Source organism: Vibrio cholerae ATCC 14035 (assembly GCF_000621645.1).
Lineage (GTDB): Bacteria > Pseudomonadota > Gammaproteobacteria > Enterobacterales > Vibrionaceae > Vibrio > Vibrio cholerae.
This window is the reverse complement of sequence record NZ_JHXR01000002.1, coordinates 126039-141610: the sequence shown is the minus strand read 5'-3', so window position 1 is coordinate 141610 and position 15572 is coordinate 126039. Positions and strand designations below refer to the sequence as shown.

Below are 15572 nucleotides of genomic sequence, written 5' to 3'. Positions count from 1 at the left end.
CCATGTCGTCTGGACTCTTATCTCAAATCAATGTCTTTCCAGTGAAATCGTTAGGTGGGCTGGCGCTGTCGTCCGCTTGGGTAGAAAAGCAAGGCTTAACCTTTGATCGTCGTTTTATGTTGGCACTGTCTGATGGAAGTATGGTGACGGCGCGTAAATTTCCGCAAATGGTGCTGATCAAAACCGCGCTGCGTCATGATGGTGTGCTGTTTTCTGCACAAGGTCATCCCTCGCTTACCATCCGTTATGCAGATTTCAAGTTGCAACCGGTACCCGCGCAAGTTTGGGCGGATAATTTCACCGCGTACACCACCACCGATGAAGCAGACGATTGGTTTAGTACGGTATTGGGGATTCGTGTTGAGCTCTTATACAGCGGCGAGCAATCCAATCGTGTACGTGAAAAAGTGGGTCACAATGTCAGCTTTGCCGATGGTTATCCGCTGTTGGTGATAAGCCAAGCGTCGTTGGATGAACTCAATCGCCGCAGCCCTGAGTTTCATTCAATGGATCAATTTCGTACCAACTTAGTCGTTTCTGGTACTGAACCGTTCGCCGAAGACAGCTGGAAGCGTATCCGTATCGGTGAGGTGGAGTTTGAAGCCGTCAAACCTTGTGAACGCTGCATTTTAACCACGGTTGAAGTGAAGAAAGGGGCGTTTAGGCCAACCAAAGAGCCGCTGCGTACACTCTCACAATTTCGTGCTAATGAGCGCGGTGGCGTGTTTTTCGGGCAAAACTTGGTTGCCAAAAATGAAGGAATGATTCGAGCGGGCGATCCGATTGAAGTGTTGGAATATAAAGAGAAAGAAGTTTACCCAGACCAAGGGGCCAGCCACTTCACACTGACTTGTGTTGAGCGCGAAGAGATCGCCCGTGATTTCGTGACTTTCTGGCTAGAGCCTGCCCAAGGCATCGCACCTCAGTATCTACCGGGGCAATATCTGCCAATTGAAATGGTGATTGAGGGTGAGCCTGTGCAGCGTTACTACACGCTTTCCTCTAGCCCATCGCGTCCGGGACGTTTAGCGATTTCGGTCAAGCGCATTGATGGCGGGCGAGTTTCTAATTGGTTGCAAGAGAATTTGCAGATTGGCACGACCTTGACCGCGCAGCATCCTACTGGGCATTTCCATCTGGATACCACAGCGCCACAGCCTTTACTGCTGCTTTCGGCAGGCAGTGGTGTCACTCCTATGCTGTCTATGTTGCGTTATCTGGCGGACCATAACCAACTCGATGATGTGGTGTTTTATCATCAATGCCGAAGTGAGCAGGATATACCTTGCCGAGCGGAACTGGATGCGTTGGCAAAAAAACATACTGGGCTGACGCTCATCTATGCATTAACCCAACCCTCGGCTGAGTGGCAAGGTGAGCATGGCCGTTTAGCTTTGTCGCACATTAAGCGCATTCCTGACCTTCCCGCTCGCCAAGTGTTTGTGTGTGGCCCTGATGGCTTTATGCAAAAAGCTAAGAATTTGCTGCTCAAACAAGGGGTAGCCGAATCGGCTTATCATCAGGAAGCTTTCGGTGCGGTGCACGTAGCGCCGCGAGAGAAGAAAGATGTGAAACTCAGTTTCAATGGTATTCAAGTCTCTGCGGATAATCAGAAAACCTTGCTGGAGCATGCCGAAGACGCTGGTGTGAGAATACCCAATAGCTGCCGTGCGGGCATTTGTGGAGCGTGTAAAGTGAAAGTAAAGTCAGGTTTACTGGAGCAGCCTAAAGTTCCTGCTTTGATGGATCATGAACGCTTGATGGGCATGGCTTTGGCTTGCTGCTCGGTCGCCGACACGGATCTGGATGTCGAGTTTTAGCCGTTCAGATTTGAAGTGATAAAAAAACCTCCCGTTGGGAGGTTTTTGCATTTTGGCTAAGGTTACACTTTGAATTTATTCAAGATTGCATCCTGTTCGCGGATATTTTCCGTTTGGATCTGCATCGACATGTTCGCTTCATCAGCAGATTCAGCAACTTGATCCGACAGGTCTTTGATCTTGACAGTGTTGTTGTTGATCTCTTCTGCAACTAAGCTTTGTTCTTCCGCAGCGGAGGCGATTTGAATGTTCATATCGCTGATCTGCTGAATCGCAAGGCGGATTTTTTCTAACGCTTCATTCGCGCCTTGCGCTTGGTTGACCGCACTGGCCGCCGTATCTTTACTGTGGCTCATGGCAATCGCAACCGCATTGGCTCCAGATTGCAGCTTCTCAATCATGTTACGAATTTCCGTCGTGGACTGTTGAGTACGCTGTGCCAGAGTACGAACTTCATCGGCGACCACCGCAAAGCCGCGGCCAGATTCACCGGCTCGCGCCGCTTCAATCGCTGCGTTGAGTGCGAGCAGGTTGGTTTGATCCGCAATGTCGTTAATCACTTTCAGCACGGTTTCAATGTTTGCAGTCGCGCTTTCCAGCACTTTCACATCGTCTACCGCAGCATCAATAGTGGCAGAAAGGGTATCAATGGCTTTCGTGGTTTTGGTAACCACATCCGTGCCTGCGGCGGCGGCATCGTCAGCCACTTTTGCAGCCGAAGCGGCACCTTGCGCATTATTGGCTACATCTGAAGACGTCGTCGCCATTTCATGCATGGCGGTCGCCAACTGTTCCAACTCATGAAGCTGAGAACGCATGGCTTCTGCCGACTGTTGTAGCGTCATTGATGTGGATTCTGAACCGCGTAAGATCTCGGCACCAATCGCTTTGGATTGGATCAACTGCTTCTGTAGCGTTTCAGTAAAGGTATTAAAACCAATCGCCAGTTTGGCAAACTCTTCATCGGTATTGGTGCTCAAACGCTGAGTTAAGTCACCTTCACCAGAAGCCACGTTTTGAATCGCGTCGTTAAGAGTATCGAGAGGTTTCATTAGTACACGAACGATAAACAGTAGAACAAACACGCTGATCACTAAGGCGATCACAGTGAAAATGAGCGTACTTCTTCGTAATTCATCTAGCGCGGCGTAAGCAATTTCTTCATCAATCACCACACCGACATACCAATCTTCGCCTTCTACATCGGAGAAGCTGACTGCATAGGGTTTGCCATTGATGATGACTTGATGGGTATCAACATTGATTTTGCTTTCACCCAAAAATTCTGACATGGGTTTGCCATTGAACTCTTTTTTCGGGTGGGCGATGGTGGTGCCATCTTCGGACACAATAAAGACATAACCCGCATCAAACAGTTTTACTTCGTTAACCAGTTCAGCGAGTTCAGCCAAGCTGACATCGTAAAAGATGGAACCGAGGAATTGCCCGGTTGCGCTGTCTTTGACTGGCGTTGCGACAGAAACCAGAATTTCGCCGCTGGCGGAATCGGCGTAAGGTGCGGTAATCACCAACTTACCGGCATTTTTGGCGTCTTTATACCAAGGACGAACACGTGGGTCCCAAGTCGGGCCCGGGTTCCAACTCGGGTCGTTATTGATATTCGAACCGTCTTTCTCTAAACCAAATCCTACTAAAAGGAAGGTGTTTTTGATCAAAGGTTGCGAGATGATCGTGCGCACATTATCGGGTTCAGGATTGCTCTCAATCAAGCTAGTGGCGTATTGCGCGATACTTTTTCTGCCATTGATGACTTCGGCGGTCGTTTTACTTACACCATCGACAATCTCATCAACACTGTCAGAAACCATGCTGCGGATTTCATCTCGGACTTTGAAGTATTGGCTACCCGAAAGCAGCGCAACAGTAGCAAGCAGAAGTACAGACGACGCAGCAACAATTTTATGGCTGAATTTCATCGTGATTCCTTTCCATAACGATAGGGTTATTATTATTAATAAATTTATAGTTATGTTTTGGCACTTCAGCCAGTTAGAGATCACACTTTTATTCGGAGGTTGTGATAATAATTTGATTTATATTGAAATTTTGTGCAACTGCGCGCTTATAGTGTTCGTCCTAAAACTAACGTACAAAGCTGGTGATAATGTTCGGCATTGCCGGAAAACAGTTCCTCGATAATGCTGTGTGTCTGAGCGCCGGATTGGGAGCGTTTGAGCGCTTCACGCACCAGCAGCACCACATGCTGTTCTTTGCTGACACTCGGATGCGCTTGCGGTTGCCATTCCGTGATGGCTTGGGTGAGTGGTGACATCTTCAGTTTTGGGTCACAAGTGGTCAGCTCAAGCATCAGTAATTGGGTGAGATGAGTAAACGCCGGGTGGTGGCGTTCACAGTTTTGTAATCGGTGCAATACGGCCAGCGCAAGCTCAGAACTTTTGATGAATCCTGCATTGTGCGGTAAGCGCACGTTTAAACGCAGTGAAAAGTCGACCCGTGTGATGTGTGTGTCCGGAAAAAATGTGAGGCCACACAAGCAGTCGAAAGGAATCCAAAGCGTTTGACCTTTTTCCACGGCATACTCATGCTTTCCGAGTCGAAAGAGTAACAAACCTTGCTCAACGCGGATCAGGCTGTGTTTTAGCGCACGTTTCCGAGCCGATACCTCAAGGTAAGGATAGTGGCGCGTTTCAGACTGAATAGCGTAGTTCATAAGATGCCTCGGGAATTTTAAGGGCGCTAAGATTAACGCTTATCGCAGAAAAAGCCAATTCCCGTGATTGGGGTAAATAAAGGGATACATAATTCTGGTCTGACCTTAGACATCCTTGCTGATAGCAGGGCTAACTATGCGTAGAATAGGCCCGTTTTTTATCTGATGTACAAACCTATGACTTCAACAACTGATCCTTATATTGATATTCGTCCTTACAATGATGACGAGATCCCCGCGGCGCTCTCTCGTCTCATCAACGACCAAGAGTTTATTTCAGCGATTTTGAAACATCGCTTCAAACACCATTCTGCTTGGTTGCGTGTTTTGATGGCTCCGCTGGTTAAGTTTTACCTAAAGCGTAAATGGGCGAAGTTGGACAGCGTCGAAGCGATCCAACTTGAGGTAAAAAAATACCTAGACCAAACTTTAGAGCAGACCACGAAAGGGGTGAGCTACAGTGGCTTGGATAAGTTGGATAAAGAACAGGCCTACTTATTTATTTGTAACCACCGTGATATCGCGATGGATCCAGCCTTAGTCAACTACGGACTGCATATGGCAGGTCATCGTACCGTACGGATTGCGATCGGCGATAATCTCTTGAAAAAGCCTTGTGCGACCGAGCTGATGCGTTTGAACAAAAGCTTTATTGTGAAACGCTCGGCAAAAGGTCCAAGAGAAATGATGAAAGCTCTCGGTACGCTGTCGGCTTACATCAAGCATTCGCTGGAGACAGGCCACTCCATTTGGATCGCTCAAAAAGAGGGGCGTGCCAAAGATGGTAATGACCAAACCGATCCGGCTATCTTAAAAATGTTCCACGTTGAAGGACGTCGTCAAAAAATGGAATTTGCCGATTATGTTCGTTCACTCAATCTGGTTCCGGTTTCGATTTCCTATGAAAACGATCCTTGTGACATCGCAAAAGCGCGCGAGCTGTATGAGAAAGCGACACAAGGCAGTTATGAAAAAGGTGAATTTGAAGATATCGAAAGCATCATCCAAGGCATTGTGGGTGATAAAGGCCGTGTGCATGTCGCGTTTGGTGATGTCATTACCCAGCCATTTGAGACACCAGAAGCTCTGGCGCAAGAGATTGACCGACAGATCCACCAGAACTATGTGCTGTTCCCAATCAATCGCTTAGCGGCTGGCCAAGACGATAAAGACATTACGCCAGAAGTGCGCGCAGTGTTACAGGCAAAATTGGCACAGTTGCCTGAGCCAGCTCATCGCTATTTGTTGGATGCTTACGCCAATCCCGTACGTAATCACATCTAATGAATTCCCCCGCTTAAGCAAAAGAGGAGCTCAATCGGCTCCTCTTTTGCTTTTTCTATTTTAGCGAGCGACAGCGCCGCCGAGTGTGAGTTTGCTTGGCCATTTACTGATTTGGTTACCCCCTAAGTAAATATTGCCCTTAACCGTCATGGTGTCTGGGAAGCGAGTGATTTGTGAGCCGCCAATGAAGAGATGTCCTTCAATCACTATGCCTTCTGGTAAGTCAGTGAGCGGTGTGCGGATCACACTGAGATCCCCTTTTACCGTCATTCGTGCTGGTAGGGTGGTTAATGGCGTGTCAGTAAAGTTGAGATAACCGCCCACTTTTACACCGGATGGCCACGATTGAATTTTGGTTCCGAGTAAGTTGGCGTAGCCTTTGATGCTTGTGCCTCGTGGTACTTTTTCCAGCGAGCTGTTTGAGGCATCCAAGCTGCCCTCTATGATGGTGCCTTTCGGTAGCGATTTGATCGCAGTTTTAGCGATATTCAAATTCCCTTTGATCGTGAAGTTTTCCGGCAAGGAAGTGTAGGGCTTGCCGCGCAGATCAAGGTTACCGTAATTGTCGAGATGGTTGAGTACCATGTAGAGATCCAAAGCCATCGCATGTGTGCAACCCGCGATAAGCGACAATGAAAGGGCAATAACACGAAGCATCATGGCGAAGCGTTTATCCTGTGTGGCGAGTTTTGTCAGTATAAAGGGTATCGGCGGCAGTGGACTAGGCTTTATGGCTTTTCCTATTTATCCCCTTCCTACTTGAAGCTGCAGCGTCAAGTCGTTGGGGATATTGGATTGGCGTCGACGAGGGAGTGAGAAAAGAAAAGCGGGCTTGAGCCCGCTCGATGTGATGAGGTGACGATTAGCGTGCAAGCGCCCGTGTTTTCAGTTCGAAAATCAGTTTTTCAGCACTCACTTCAAATTTAAAACGAGCGTGCAGTTCTGTCGCGTTATCTGCAACGGGAGCCACTTCATACTCAACATTCGCACAAACTTGCTTGGCTAAGCTAATGTATTCCGCCAGCTTGCCTTCTAAATGCGCTTTATCCGAACCAAACAGAGAAACTTCTGCGACATCATCACCTTCGCGAATAATAAAACCGATTTCGCCAGCGCAGCCACACGCTTCACATACTTCATTTTCTACACAAGTTTGGTTACTCATATCCTAATCCTCTTACGACTTAATTTACTTACTCATAATGGGGCCATTTTAGTCCTCTCTTTAGGCTTATGCCACAAAAATGGTCTGCTACTTAGGATATAAAATGAAGAAGGAAATACAGGGAAATAAAAGTACAAAGCGCGATCATCTGGTGGGAGAGAGTAGGGACTTCTGTGATCTTCTCCGGTAATTTGGCGTTCCAAGTGTCGGAAAATTGTCAGAATTTCGACCAGTTCATTGTCACACTCAATAGATTGTTGGATTATTTGCTTACCAAAATATGATTTATTGCGGTTACCTAGCCAACAGCGGTTTATACAAGTGACCTTGTTCAAAAAAGTAACAAAGGTTTATGCAAATGTAAGAACTCACCGTTTGGCTGTCTAGTATTGAATAGGTGAGTCAAACCGTAGTAGTGAGTTCACTCCATCGTAGTGTTTGCCCCTGATCATTTTAATGATAATTATCGTGCTGCTGACTTGTTAAGCAGACAAAGATTTGACGTTAGAAAAGAGCCTGACCATGCCTAAGCGTAGTAAAGAAGATACTGAAGTGACGATTCAGACCATTATGGATGCGGTTGTCGACCAGTTGCTTCGACTGGGTTATGACAAAATGTCTTACACCACTCTCAGCCAGCAAACTGGGGTATCCCGAACTGGGATCAGCCACCATTTCCCGAAGAAAACCGATTTCGCCTCTGCGTTAGACGGACGCATATTTAAAATGTTTATGGAATACCTCGATTTTGAACACGACATGGAGGCATTTCGTGACAGTTGGCTAAAAGCCATGGAGAAATCTGAATTTGTGGCCATTTTGCGCCTGCTGTTTCACCACATTGTGACAGCGGAGCGTGCACATGATTTTGCTCATAAAGGGGTTAATCGCCTCTATAAATTGACGGAAGAGAAATTCGGACAAGAGAGCCAAAAAGAAGTGGAATGGTTGCTGGGGCACTCGTTAGTCAGCATGGTGAATTGATTCTTCACCTTCTGCCTACTTCATCAGTAAAAAGCTCCGCACCTAAGCGCAACGGTTAGGTACAGAGCTTTTGGTCTATGGGAATAGGGGATAGACAAGCCCTAAAGGTGATGAAACCGACTTGAGAGACTCCTCAAGCTGGATAAACCATTGGGAAATCACGAGTAGGATGGGCGGCAACCAGCGCTTGATAGCCGTAAACCTGCTCAATTCTTTCTGCCGTCAGCGCCTGCCAAGGTGCCGCATCACATACAATTTTGCCTTGATGAAGCAGGATCAGGCGATCTGAGTACTGCGCGGCAAGGTTTAAATCATGCAACACAACGACGACGGCACATTGTTCTTCATCGGCTAACTGACGCGCGAGTTGCAGCGTGTTGTGTTGATGAGCGAGATCGAGTGCTGATGTTGGCTCATCCAGCATCAAAATACGCTGTTGACCAGCTTGGTGCAGTTGAGTGAGTACTCGCGCGAGATGTAAGCGCTGCTTTTCACCTCCAGAAAGAGAAGGGTAAAGACTGGCTGCGAGGTGTAACACATCGGTTTTGAGCATGTAATGACGGGCGACACGCTCTACTTCTTTGCGCGGTAGATTGAGTGGAATAGCCCCAAGTTCAACCACTTCTTGCGCGGTAAAAGGAAAAGTCAATGAGCTCTGCTGGGGCAAAATGCCCAAATGGTTAGCCAGTTTTTCGGCAGGCCACTGCGATGCTGGAACACCAAAATAATCGAGTTTGCCTGCTCCGCTCATTTCACCGCAGAGCAGCTTCAGTAAGGTACTTTTCCCGGCTCCGTTAGGACCGAGTAACGCCGCGACTTCGCCACAGCGCAAGGTGATATCCACATGATCGAGCACTTGGCGAGAGCCGTAGGTGACACAAAGATCCCTGCCTTGAATTGCAATAGTCTGCATCAGAATATTCGACCTTTTTGTTGGAATAGGAGATACAAGAAGAAGGGGGCACCGACCAGTGCGGTGACAATGCCAATTGGCAATTCAGCGGGCGCAACCGCAACCCGAGCGACCATATCGGCAAGGGTGAGCATCAATGCACCAAGTAGAGTGGAGACTGGCACTAGGTTACGATGATCGGGACCCACCAACATGCGACCAATATGTGGCACCACAAGCCCCACAAAACCGATCATACCTGCGGCACTTACCGCAACCCCGACGCCTACTGCCGAAAGCAGAATCATCTCTCTTTTGAGTTTTTGTACTGGAACACCAAGATGGCGCGCTTCCGCCTCTCCAAGCAATAAGGCATTAAGTGCCATCGAGCGCCAATGGAAATAGGCAAATAGCATGATTAGAGTGACACTGCACAGCAAAATACTGGAGGTCGTCGCGCCTGCCACGGAACCCATGGACCATAGGGTTAAGTCGCGCAGCATTTGATCGCTCGCGAGATAATTAAGATAACCAATACCTGCGCCTGCAAGAGCCGAAATGGCTACCCCAGCCAGTAGCATGATAGTCACCGATGTCCCAAATTTAGAGGTGCCAAGACGATAAACCAATACGGTTGTCAGCGCGCCACCGATAAATGCCGCTATAGGCAGCACCAAGCTATTCACCCAAGGCAGGCTTGACACCACATCACTGAGTAACACGATGGCGAGTGCCGCACCAAGAGAGGCGCCCGAGGAGACGCCAATGATGCCCGGCTCAGCTAACGGGTTGCGGAATAGCCCCTGCATAGCGGTGCCGCATAGCGCGAGAATCGCCCCAACCAACAAACAAAGGAGCGTGCGTGGTAAGCGAATATCATGGATAACGAGATGAATCGCATTCGTGAGTTGCTCGGAGCGAAAAAGCAGGCTTTGAATACTGTCAGAGATGGTGATGTTCATCGGTCCGACAGTGATGGAATACAGCCCCGCAAAGAAGACCGCCAGAGTCAGGCAACTGATGGTCACAGCAAAAGGAAATCGTCTTAACACTGGGAGTGGCCTCAGGGGTACAGCAGAGTTTGAATACGCTGCGCTTCTTGCAGACTTTTCAGACCTAAGCCGCCGACTAAGGCGTGGCCATCAATCGCGACAATATTCTTGTTTTGTCCTGCTGGTGTTGCCGCGAGCATAGGCACGGCATTCAACACAGCATCAGCACCCCCCAGTTTTTCTAGGCTGCGACCACTGACCAGCACCATATCAGGTTGCATCTCAATCATGGATTCCATGGACAGCGGTTTATACGAAGTAATGGAAGGAGAGGCAGGATTATGAGCACCGATTAGACCAATAATGGTATCGGGGACGGTATCGCTACCCGCTACGTTGGCCGCACGACCTTCATGCAGTAATAAAAACAGCACTTTCTTAGGTTTTTCCGGACGCTTAGCTTGCAACGCATTGATCTGCTGCTGAACGTTCTCTTTCAGCTTTTGAGCGTGTTGTTCGGTGTGGGTGATTTGGGCAATTTGGTCAATACGTGTTAACAAGCCTTGCGGAGTCGAATCACTGTTGATCACATTGACTTGGATACCGGAACTGCGCAGTTGTTGTAATGCAGTATCGGGTCCCATTTCATCTGAACCAATCAGGTGGGTTGGCTCAAGAGTTAATAAGCCTTCAGCGGCCAAGCGGCGGTGATAGCCGACGGTAGGTAAATTGAGAGAACTCGGCACTTCGCTTGTGACATCGACCGCCACCAATTGCTGCTCAGCACCCAGTGCCAGAATCAGTTCAGTCACTGCACTTCCTGCACTGACGATCCGTTCTTGAGCGAAACTGATGCCTGAGGTGCAGCAGGCCAGTAATAAAGCCAATGATTGAGTGATTTTCATCTTGTTTCCATTAAGAGTGAGAAGGTTCAGTTAATAACTGGGTGGCTTGAATGCCGTTTTCTTGTAAAAAGCTCAACAGTTTGACTAATTGTTGAACTTCAGCCCCTTGATCGGCGGCGATGACTACCGGGCGCTTATCCACTTGTACAGACTCTAAAAGCGCCAACGAGAAGTTATGCCAGTCGAGGTAGGGCTTACCATCAATTGCCCAATAAGGTTCGGTGGCTAAGATATTGACGGTGATAGATTCTTTATTCACTTCATTCACTACGGGTGAATCGGTCGTGGGCAGAGCCACTTCCAACGATTCCAAGCGTACTGACGCGGTCAGCAGCAAGAACACCATCACGATAAAGATGATATCAAGTAGCGGGGTGAGATCCGGAGTCAGGCCGAAGTCGTTGTGTTTGGCTGAGGACTTGATCATAGGTTTTCCGTTGTGGCCTCTTGCGGTGTCACGACTGTCAGTGAAGCATCGGCGTGCAGTGTCATGCCTTCTAGCCACAGGTTCACGTAGTTCAGTGTATGTTCCAGTTTAGCCATAGTGCGATCCGCCCACAGGTTGAGCAATTGGGCCCCCGCAACTGCCGGAACGGCAATCAGTAGACCGGCTGCCGTGGTGTACATTGCAACCCCTAAACCATCGGCTAACACATTGGGGGTAATACTTCCGGTCGTGGCGGCCACCCCTTTAAACATTTCAATCAGGCCAAGTACGGTACCTAATAGACCGAGTAAAGGGCTGATCACGCCAATCAAAGTCAAGAGACGCAATCCCGAGTTAAACTGGTGACGTTGCTCCTGTAGCCAAATGCCCGCCGCATCTTCGCGCAGTGATTTATCAAATTGGTGATGGGCCAAAAGCATCGCCACTCCGCGATACAGCACCGGACGCTTACTCGCGAAATGCTCTGTAAGTTCAGCCAGTTGCTTTGGGTTTTTTGGGGAGGTAGCTTGCAAAGCGTGACGAATCGCTCCTTTGCCTACGGTTAAACTGAGCAGCACTTGAAATAGGCGCTCCGCGAGCAGCATTACCGTTAATGCTGAGCAAATGAAAAGTGGCCAAGCCATCAGGCCTAGCTGGTGTTGGAGTTGTTGTAACGATTCCATTAGCCTTCCAATTTAAAACGAATAGGGATATGAATTCGGTGAGCTACGGGCACACCGTCAAGAATATGTGGAGAAAATTTCCACTGTTTAATGGCTTCGAGCGCCGATTGATCTAGGGCTTCTGTGCCGGATGAAGAGAGCAATTGCTGCTTGATTTGATTACCTTGCGCATCCAACCAAATTTCATACATCACAGTGCCTTCGATCCCGCGCTTACGAGCAATACGTGGATAACGTGGTTGAACTTGTGCGCTCACTAAAGCGGGCTTATCCACCAAAATAGGTTGACTTGTGATGCCTTGGCTAGCCGCCGTGGGCTGGCTCGGTTGCTGGTTAGGCGTTGGCGCAGGCTTTTGTGCCATTTCAGCGGTACGCTCTACCTTCTCCGGTTGCGGCTTCGCTACCGATTTGGATGGGACTTGCTCAGCCGGTACGGGTTTTTTCACGGTTTGAGGTTTAGGTTTGTGCGGCTCCACCTTCGGCTTAGCAGGCGGAGTTTTTACGACTTCTTGTACTGGTGTCGGCTTGACCGATTCCAGTTTTGATTGTTCTGTTTGGGTTTGCTCTGGTTGAGCGGGTGCGACTTTAGGCATCGAAACCATATTGATCGAAACCGATTGAGTTGGGTTTCCAGCAGGCATGGCAAACACCTGTGCTTCATCTGTCGTGATAAGCAATAGCGCGTGAAAAGCTAGGGAAAGCCCTCCCGCAATGACATATCTGTTCAGATTCACGTCCTTCTCCCTCACGATGATCAACAATATTGCTCCTGTCTCTCTGAAAACTCAGCAAGTGGCAGGCTGATCAAACTGGCTATTTCAATTCATGCAGACTAACGGGGCATGGATAAATCCATACGCGATTAGCCTTAGTGGGCAAATATTATTGCTCAGCATCTTAATAATAGCAATTATCAATTGCATTATCATTAGCGTCAATTTATGATTTTGATCGTATGAGATGAAGAGAAGCGCAGCCCTTGTTGTATGGGGATTGGCTTGAGAAATGAGAATGTTGATTTTAGATAATTTTGATGAATCTATTTTGGGTGCGAATACGCCAGATCCGCTGCGTTTTGCTTTTCAAAATAAGCATTCAGCCCATGCAGGCGGTATCGCGATGCCTGTACCGAGTCATGAGCAGGAGAACGTGTGGCAACACATCACCCAACAAGTCAGCCAACGTCAACAGGTGCGGTGTCTCTACATCCATGTTCCTTTTTGTCGAGTACGTTGTACTTTCTGTAATTTCTTCCAAAACGCGGCGAGTCGCCAGTTGGTGGATGCGTACTTTGCAGCGTTACTTGAAGAGATCAAACAAAAAGCGGCACTGCCTTGGACACAAACTGGCGTCTTTCATGCGGTCTATATTGGCGGGGGGACGCCGACTGAGCTCTCTCCCGAGCAAATCCGGCAGTTGGGTACTGCAATCCGTGAGTCGTTTCCATTAACGCCAGATTGTGAAATCACTCTAGAAGGTCGAATTCATCGCTTTAGTGATGAGATGTTTGAAAACGCTCTGGAAGGGGGCTTTAACCGTTTCTCTTTTGGTGTGCAGAGTTTTAATACTCAGGTGAGACGCCGAGCCAAACGATTGGATGATCGTGAGGTGGTGATGGAGCGTATCGCCTCATTGGCTGCGACCCAACAAGCGCCGATTGTGATTGATCTACTCTACGGCTTACCCTACCAAACGGCGCAAGTGTTCGAGCAAGATCTACAAGATTTTATGCAGACTGGGGCACAAGGGATTGATTTATACCAGCTCGTCGTTGGCGGTAGTGCCCCGATGCTCAATCTGGTTGAAAAAGGCAAATTACCCCCACCGGCTACTACGCCAGATAAAGCCACCTTGTACCAAATCGGGGTGGAATTTATGGCGAAGCATCATCTGCGCCCATTGAGCGTAAACCACTGGACTCGCGACAACCGCGAGCGCAGCCTTTATAACAGTTTGGCCAAAACCTATGCCGAAGTGCTCCCGATTGGTTGTGGCGCGGGCGGGAATATGGGCGGTTACTCACTGATGCAACATCGCCAGCTCGATACTTACCTTGACGCGATGAAAAATGGTCAACCGCTTGTCGCCATGATGGCTCGCCAACATGAATATGAACCCCTGTTTGCCGCCTTGAAAGCCGGATTTGACTCGGGCGTCATCGCCAAACAGCGTTTACCTAAATTTTATCACCACCAAACCTTTGACTGGTTAAAGTCACTCTTTTTACGTTGGCAACAAATCGGTTTGGTTGAGGTGGAGCAAGACTATCTCACTCTGACTACCGCCGGACGCTTCTGGTCGGTAAGCCTTGCGCAGGCGTGTATTCAGGTACTTATTCATTCGTACAAATATCAACAGCAGCGTATCGCATAAGCATAACTAGACTGGAAAAAACAATGGAATCATTACAACAGCAAGTCGCTCAACTGCTTGAGCAGCAACCCACTTTATTACCTGCCGCAATGGCGGAGCAACTCAATGTCACTGAGTTTGACATCGTGCATGCTCTTCCTGAAGAGATGGTCGCGGTGGTGGATGGCTCTCATGCGCAAACCATTTTAGAAAGTCTGCCAGAATGGGGCCCTGTCACCACGATCATGACCATTGCGGGTTCTATTTTTGAAGTCAAAGCACCTTTTCCAAAAGGGAAAGTTGCACGGGGTTACTACAATTTAATGGGTCGTGATGGGGAACTGCATGGCCATTTGAAACTCGAAAATATTAGCCATGTGGCTTTAGTCAGTAAGCCATTTATGGGACGCGAGAGCCACTACTTTGGCTTCTTTACCGCTCAAGGTGAAAACGCGTTCAAAATCTATCTGGGACGTGATGAGAAACGCGAATTGATCCCAGAGCAAGTCGCACGCTTTAAAGCAATGCAGCAACAACACAAACAATAATAAACCATCGTTGAGGAGAAAGAGATGGATCAGCAAGTTAAGCAAGAGCGTTTGCAGGGTCGTTTAGAGCCAGAAATCAAAGAGTTCCGTCAAGAGCGTAAAACGCTGCAACTGGCGACTGTGGATGCGCAAGGTCGTCCGAATGTTAGTTATGCCCCTTTCGTACAAAATCAAGAAGGCTACTTTGTGCTGATTTCGCACATCGCCCGTCATGCCCGTAACCTTGAAGTCAATCCGCAAGTGTCGATCATGATGATTGAAGATGAAACGGAAGCAAAACAACTTTTCGCCCGTAAACGTCTGACCTTTGATGCGGTTGCCAGCATGGTTGAACGTGACAGCGAGTTGTGGTGCCAAGTGATTGCACAAATGGGTGAGCGCTTTGGCGAAATCATTGATGGTCTCAGTCAACTGCAAGACTTCATGTTATTCCGTCTACAGCCAGAGCATGGTTTATTCGTGAAAGGCTTTGGCCAAGCATACCAAGTTTCTGGCGATGATTTGGTGGACTTTGTTCATCTGGAAGAAGGCCATCGTAAGATTTCTAATGGCTAAGCATGACTCTTGAGTCATAAATCGACCTCTCTATAAATAAGCGGCTGCAAAGCCGCTTTATTTTTATCCTGACCCCATATCAAAGTAATCATGTGATCTACTTCACTTTGATAGGCACAATGATCACAGTGCTTTTAGGCATAAGTGCTAGATACGTATCGTTCAAAGACATCTGAGTCATTACCCATAGAAAAAAAGCAACATTCTCCTACCAGTTCGTTAAACATCTTCTAAGCTGAAAGTAACAATAAAAAAGTCATTATAAATGACCGG

At 48.2% G+C, this 15572-nt stretch carries 16 protein-coding genes; 6 read left to right on the top strand and 10 right to left on the bottom strand.

Annotated elements, in window-relative coordinates; all coding sequences use genetic code 11:
• Positions 1-2: 2 nt before the first annotated feature.
• Entirely contained in the window at positions 3-1820 is a 1818-nt protein-coding gene (locus T411_RS0102555; RefSeq protein ID WP_000094399.1) for a hybrid-cluster NAD(P)-dependent oxidoreductase, read from the top strand.
• Between the two features lie 62 nt (positions 1821-1882).
• Here the strand turns inward: T411_RS0102555 and mlp37 are convergent, their stop codons facing one another.
• Positions 1883-3757, bottom strand: coding sequence for a methyl-accepting chemotaxis protein Mlp37 (gene mlp37 / locus T411_RS0102550; protein ID WP_000672481.1), 1875 nt, complete (start codon positions 3755-3757; stop codon positions 1883-1885).
• 146 nt (positions 3758-3903) lie between these two features.
• Positions 3904-4512, bottom strand: a complete 609-nt coding sequence (locus T411_RS0102545) for a hypothetical protein (RefSeq protein ID WP_001104918.1) — start codon at positions 4510-4512, stop codon at positions 3904-3906.
• A 177-nt stretch (positions 4513-4689) separates the two neighbouring features.
• Here T411_RS0102545 and T411_RS0102540 point away from each other — a divergent pair, with 177 nt between their 5' ends.
• Positions 4690-5796, top strand: a complete 1107-nt coding sequence (locus tag T411_RS0102540; RefSeq protein WP_000204886.1) for a 1-acyl-sn-glycerol-3-phosphate acyltransferase — start codon at positions 4690-4692, stop codon at positions 5794-5796.
• A gap of 60 nt (positions 5797-5856) precedes the next feature.
• On the opposite strand, the gene T411_RS0102535 is transcribed toward T411_RS0102540, so the two are convergent.
• Together T411_RS0102535 and T411_RS0102530 are read right to left on the bottom strand one after the other, a co-directional pair.
• Positions 5857-6456 carry a leucine-rich repeat domain-containing protein gene (locus T411_RS0102535; protein WP_000979558.1) on the bottom strand — a complete coding sequence of 200 codons (600 nt, stop codon included), beginning with the start codon at positions 6454-6456 and terminating at the stop codon, positions 5857-5859.
• A gap of 202 nt (positions 6457-6658) precedes the next feature.
• Positions 6659-6961 carry a YfcZ/YiiS family protein gene (locus T411_RS0102530; RefSeq protein WP_000070925.1) on the bottom strand — a complete coding sequence of 101 codons (303 nt, stop codon included), beginning with the start codon at positions 6959-6961 and terminating at the stop codon, positions 6659-6661.
• 522 nt (positions 6962-7483) lie between these two features.
• On the opposite strand from T411_RS0102530, the gene T411_RS0102525 reads away from it, so the two are divergent.
• Positions 7484-7945 carry a TetR family transcriptional regulator gene (locus T411_RS0102525; protein ID WP_001126285.1) on the top strand — a complete coding sequence of 154 codons (462 nt, stop codon included), beginning with the start codon at positions 7484-7486 and terminating at the stop codon, positions 7943-7945.
• A gap of 133 nt (positions 7946-8078) precedes the next feature.
• Here T411_RS0102525 and T411_RS0102520 read toward each other — a convergent pair whose 3' ends face one another.
• The 6 genes from T411_RS0102520 to T411_RS0102495 are packed head-to-tail and all read right to left on the bottom strand — an operon-like array spanning position 8079 to position 12578.
• Positions 8079-8858: a heme ABC transporter ATP-binding protein gene (locus tag T411_RS0102520; RefSeq protein ID WP_001193094.1), complete on the bottom strand. Its 780-nt coding sequence runs from the start codon at positions 8856-8858 to the stop codon at positions 8079-8081.
• Complete coding sequence (locus T411_RS0102515; RefSeq protein ID WP_001882731.1) at positions 8858-9889, bottom strand: FecCD family ABC transporter permease; 1032 nt, start codon at positions 9887-9889, stop codon at positions 8858-8860. Before T411_RS0102515 ends, T411_RS0102520 begins: the two co-directional genes overlap by 1 nt.
• A gap of 11 nt (positions 9890-9900) precedes the next feature.
• On the bottom strand, positions 9901-10734 hold the full coding sequence (locus tag T411_RS0102510; RefSeq protein WP_000705468.1) for a heme/hemin ABC transporter substrate-binding protein: 834 nt from the start codon (positions 10732-10734) through the stop codon (positions 9901-9903).
• Positions 10735-10744: 10 nt separating this feature from the next.
• Positions 10745-11161: an ExbD/TolR family protein gene (locus T411_RS0102505; RefSeq protein ID WP_000597688.1), complete on the bottom strand. Its 417-nt coding sequence runs from the start codon at positions 11159-11161 to the stop codon at positions 10745-10747.
• Positions 11158-11844 (bottom strand): MotA/TolQ/ExbB proton channel family protein, encoded by a 687-nt coding sequence (locus T411_RS0102500; RefSeq protein ID WP_000445083.1) that lies wholly within the window; start codon positions 11842-11844, stop codon positions 11158-11160. The genes T411_RS0102505 and T411_RS0102500 overlap by 4 nt, the downstream gene beginning before the upstream one ends.
• A complete protein-coding gene (locus T411_RS0102495) occupies positions 11844-12578 on the bottom strand; it encodes an energy transducer TonB (protein WP_001052683.1) in 735 nt (244 codons plus the stop codon). The genes T411_RS0102500 and T411_RS0102495 overlap by 1 nt, the downstream gene beginning before the upstream one ends.
• Positions 12579-12855: 277 nt before the next feature.
• Here T411_RS0102495 and hutW point away from each other — a divergent pair, with 277 nt between their 5' ends.
• Genes hutW through hutZ form a run of 3 tightly spaced genes read left to right on the top strand, consistent with a single transcriptional unit; the run spans position 12856 to position 15299 of the window.
• Positions 12856-14217 (top strand): heme anaerobic degradation radical SAM methyltransferase ChuW/HutW, encoded by a 1362-nt coding sequence (gene hutW / locus T411_RS0102490; protein ID WP_000905983.1) that lies wholly within the window; start codon positions 12856-12858, stop codon positions 14215-14217.
• Positions 14218-14240: 23 nt separating this feature from the next.
• Entirely contained in the window at positions 14241-14744 is a 504-nt protein-coding gene (hutX, locus tag T411_RS0102485; protein ID WP_000445093.1) for a heme utilization cystosolic carrier protein HutX, read from the top strand.
• A gap of 24 nt (positions 14745-14768) precedes the next feature.
• Entirely contained in the window at positions 14769-15299 is a 531-nt protein-coding gene (gene hutZ, locus T411_RS0102480; protein WP_000372762.1) for a heme utilization protein HutZ, read from the top strand.
• Positions 15300-15572 lie beyond the last annotated feature (273 nt).

What these genes read in the sequence shown, in the direction of transcription:
- T411_RS0102555 (WP_000094399.1), top strand. Translation starts at nt 3, where the DNA reads ATGTCGTCTGGACTCTTATCTCAAATCAATGTCTTTCCAGTGAAATCG.
- mlp37 (WP_000672481.1), bottom strand. Translation starts at nt 3,757, where the DNA reads ATGAAATTCAGCCATAAAATTGTTGCTGCGTCGTCTGTACTTCTGCTT.
- T411_RS0102545 (WP_001104918.1), bottom strand. Translation starts at nt 4,512, where the DNA reads ATGAACTACGCTATTCAGTCTGAAACGCGCCACTATCCTTACCTTGAG.
- T411_RS0102540 (WP_000204886.1), top strand. Translation starts at nt 4,690, where the DNA reads ATGACTTCAACAACTGATCCTTATATTGATATTCGTCCTTACAATGAT.
- T411_RS0102535 (WP_000979558.1), bottom strand. Translation starts at nt 6,456, where the DNA reads ATGATGCTTCGTGTTATTGCCCTTTCATTGTCGCTTATCGCGGGTTGC.
- T411_RS0102530 (WP_000070925.1), bottom strand. Translation starts at nt 6,961, where the DNA reads ATGAGTAACCAAACTTGTGTAGAAAATGAAGTATGTGAAGCGTGTGGC.
- T411_RS0102525 (WP_001126285.1), top strand. Translation starts at nt 7,484, where the DNA reads ATGCCTAAGCGTAGTAAAGAAGATACTGAAGTGACGATTCAGACCATT.
- T411_RS0102520 (WP_001193094.1), bottom strand. Translation starts at nt 8,858, where the DNA reads ATGCAGACTATTGCAATTCAAGGCAGGGATCTTTGTGTCACCTACGGC.
- T411_RS0102510 (WP_000705468.1), bottom strand. Translation starts at nt 10,734, where the DNA reads ATGAAAATCACTCAATCATTGGCTTTATTACTGGCCTGCTGCACCTCA.
- T411_RS0102505 (WP_000597688.1), bottom strand. Translation starts at nt 11,161, where the DNA reads ATGATCAAGTCCTCAGCCAAACACAACGACTTCGGCCTGACTCCGGAT.
- T411_RS0102500 (WP_000445083.1), bottom strand. Translation starts at nt 11,844, where the DNA reads ATGGAATCGTTACAACAACTCCAACACCAGCTAGGCCTGATGGCTTGG.
- hutW (WP_000905983.1), top strand. Translation starts at nt 12,856, where the DNA reads ATGTTGATTTTAGATAATTTTGATGAATCTATTTTGGGTGCGAATACG.
- hutX (WP_000445093.1), top strand. Translation starts at nt 14,241, where the DNA reads ATGGAATCATTACAACAGCAAGTCGCTCAACTGCTTGAGCAGCAACCC.
- hutZ (WP_000372762.1), top strand. Translation starts at nt 14,769, where the DNA reads ATGGATCAGCAAGTTAAGCAAGAGCGTTTGCAGGGTCGTTTAGAGCCA.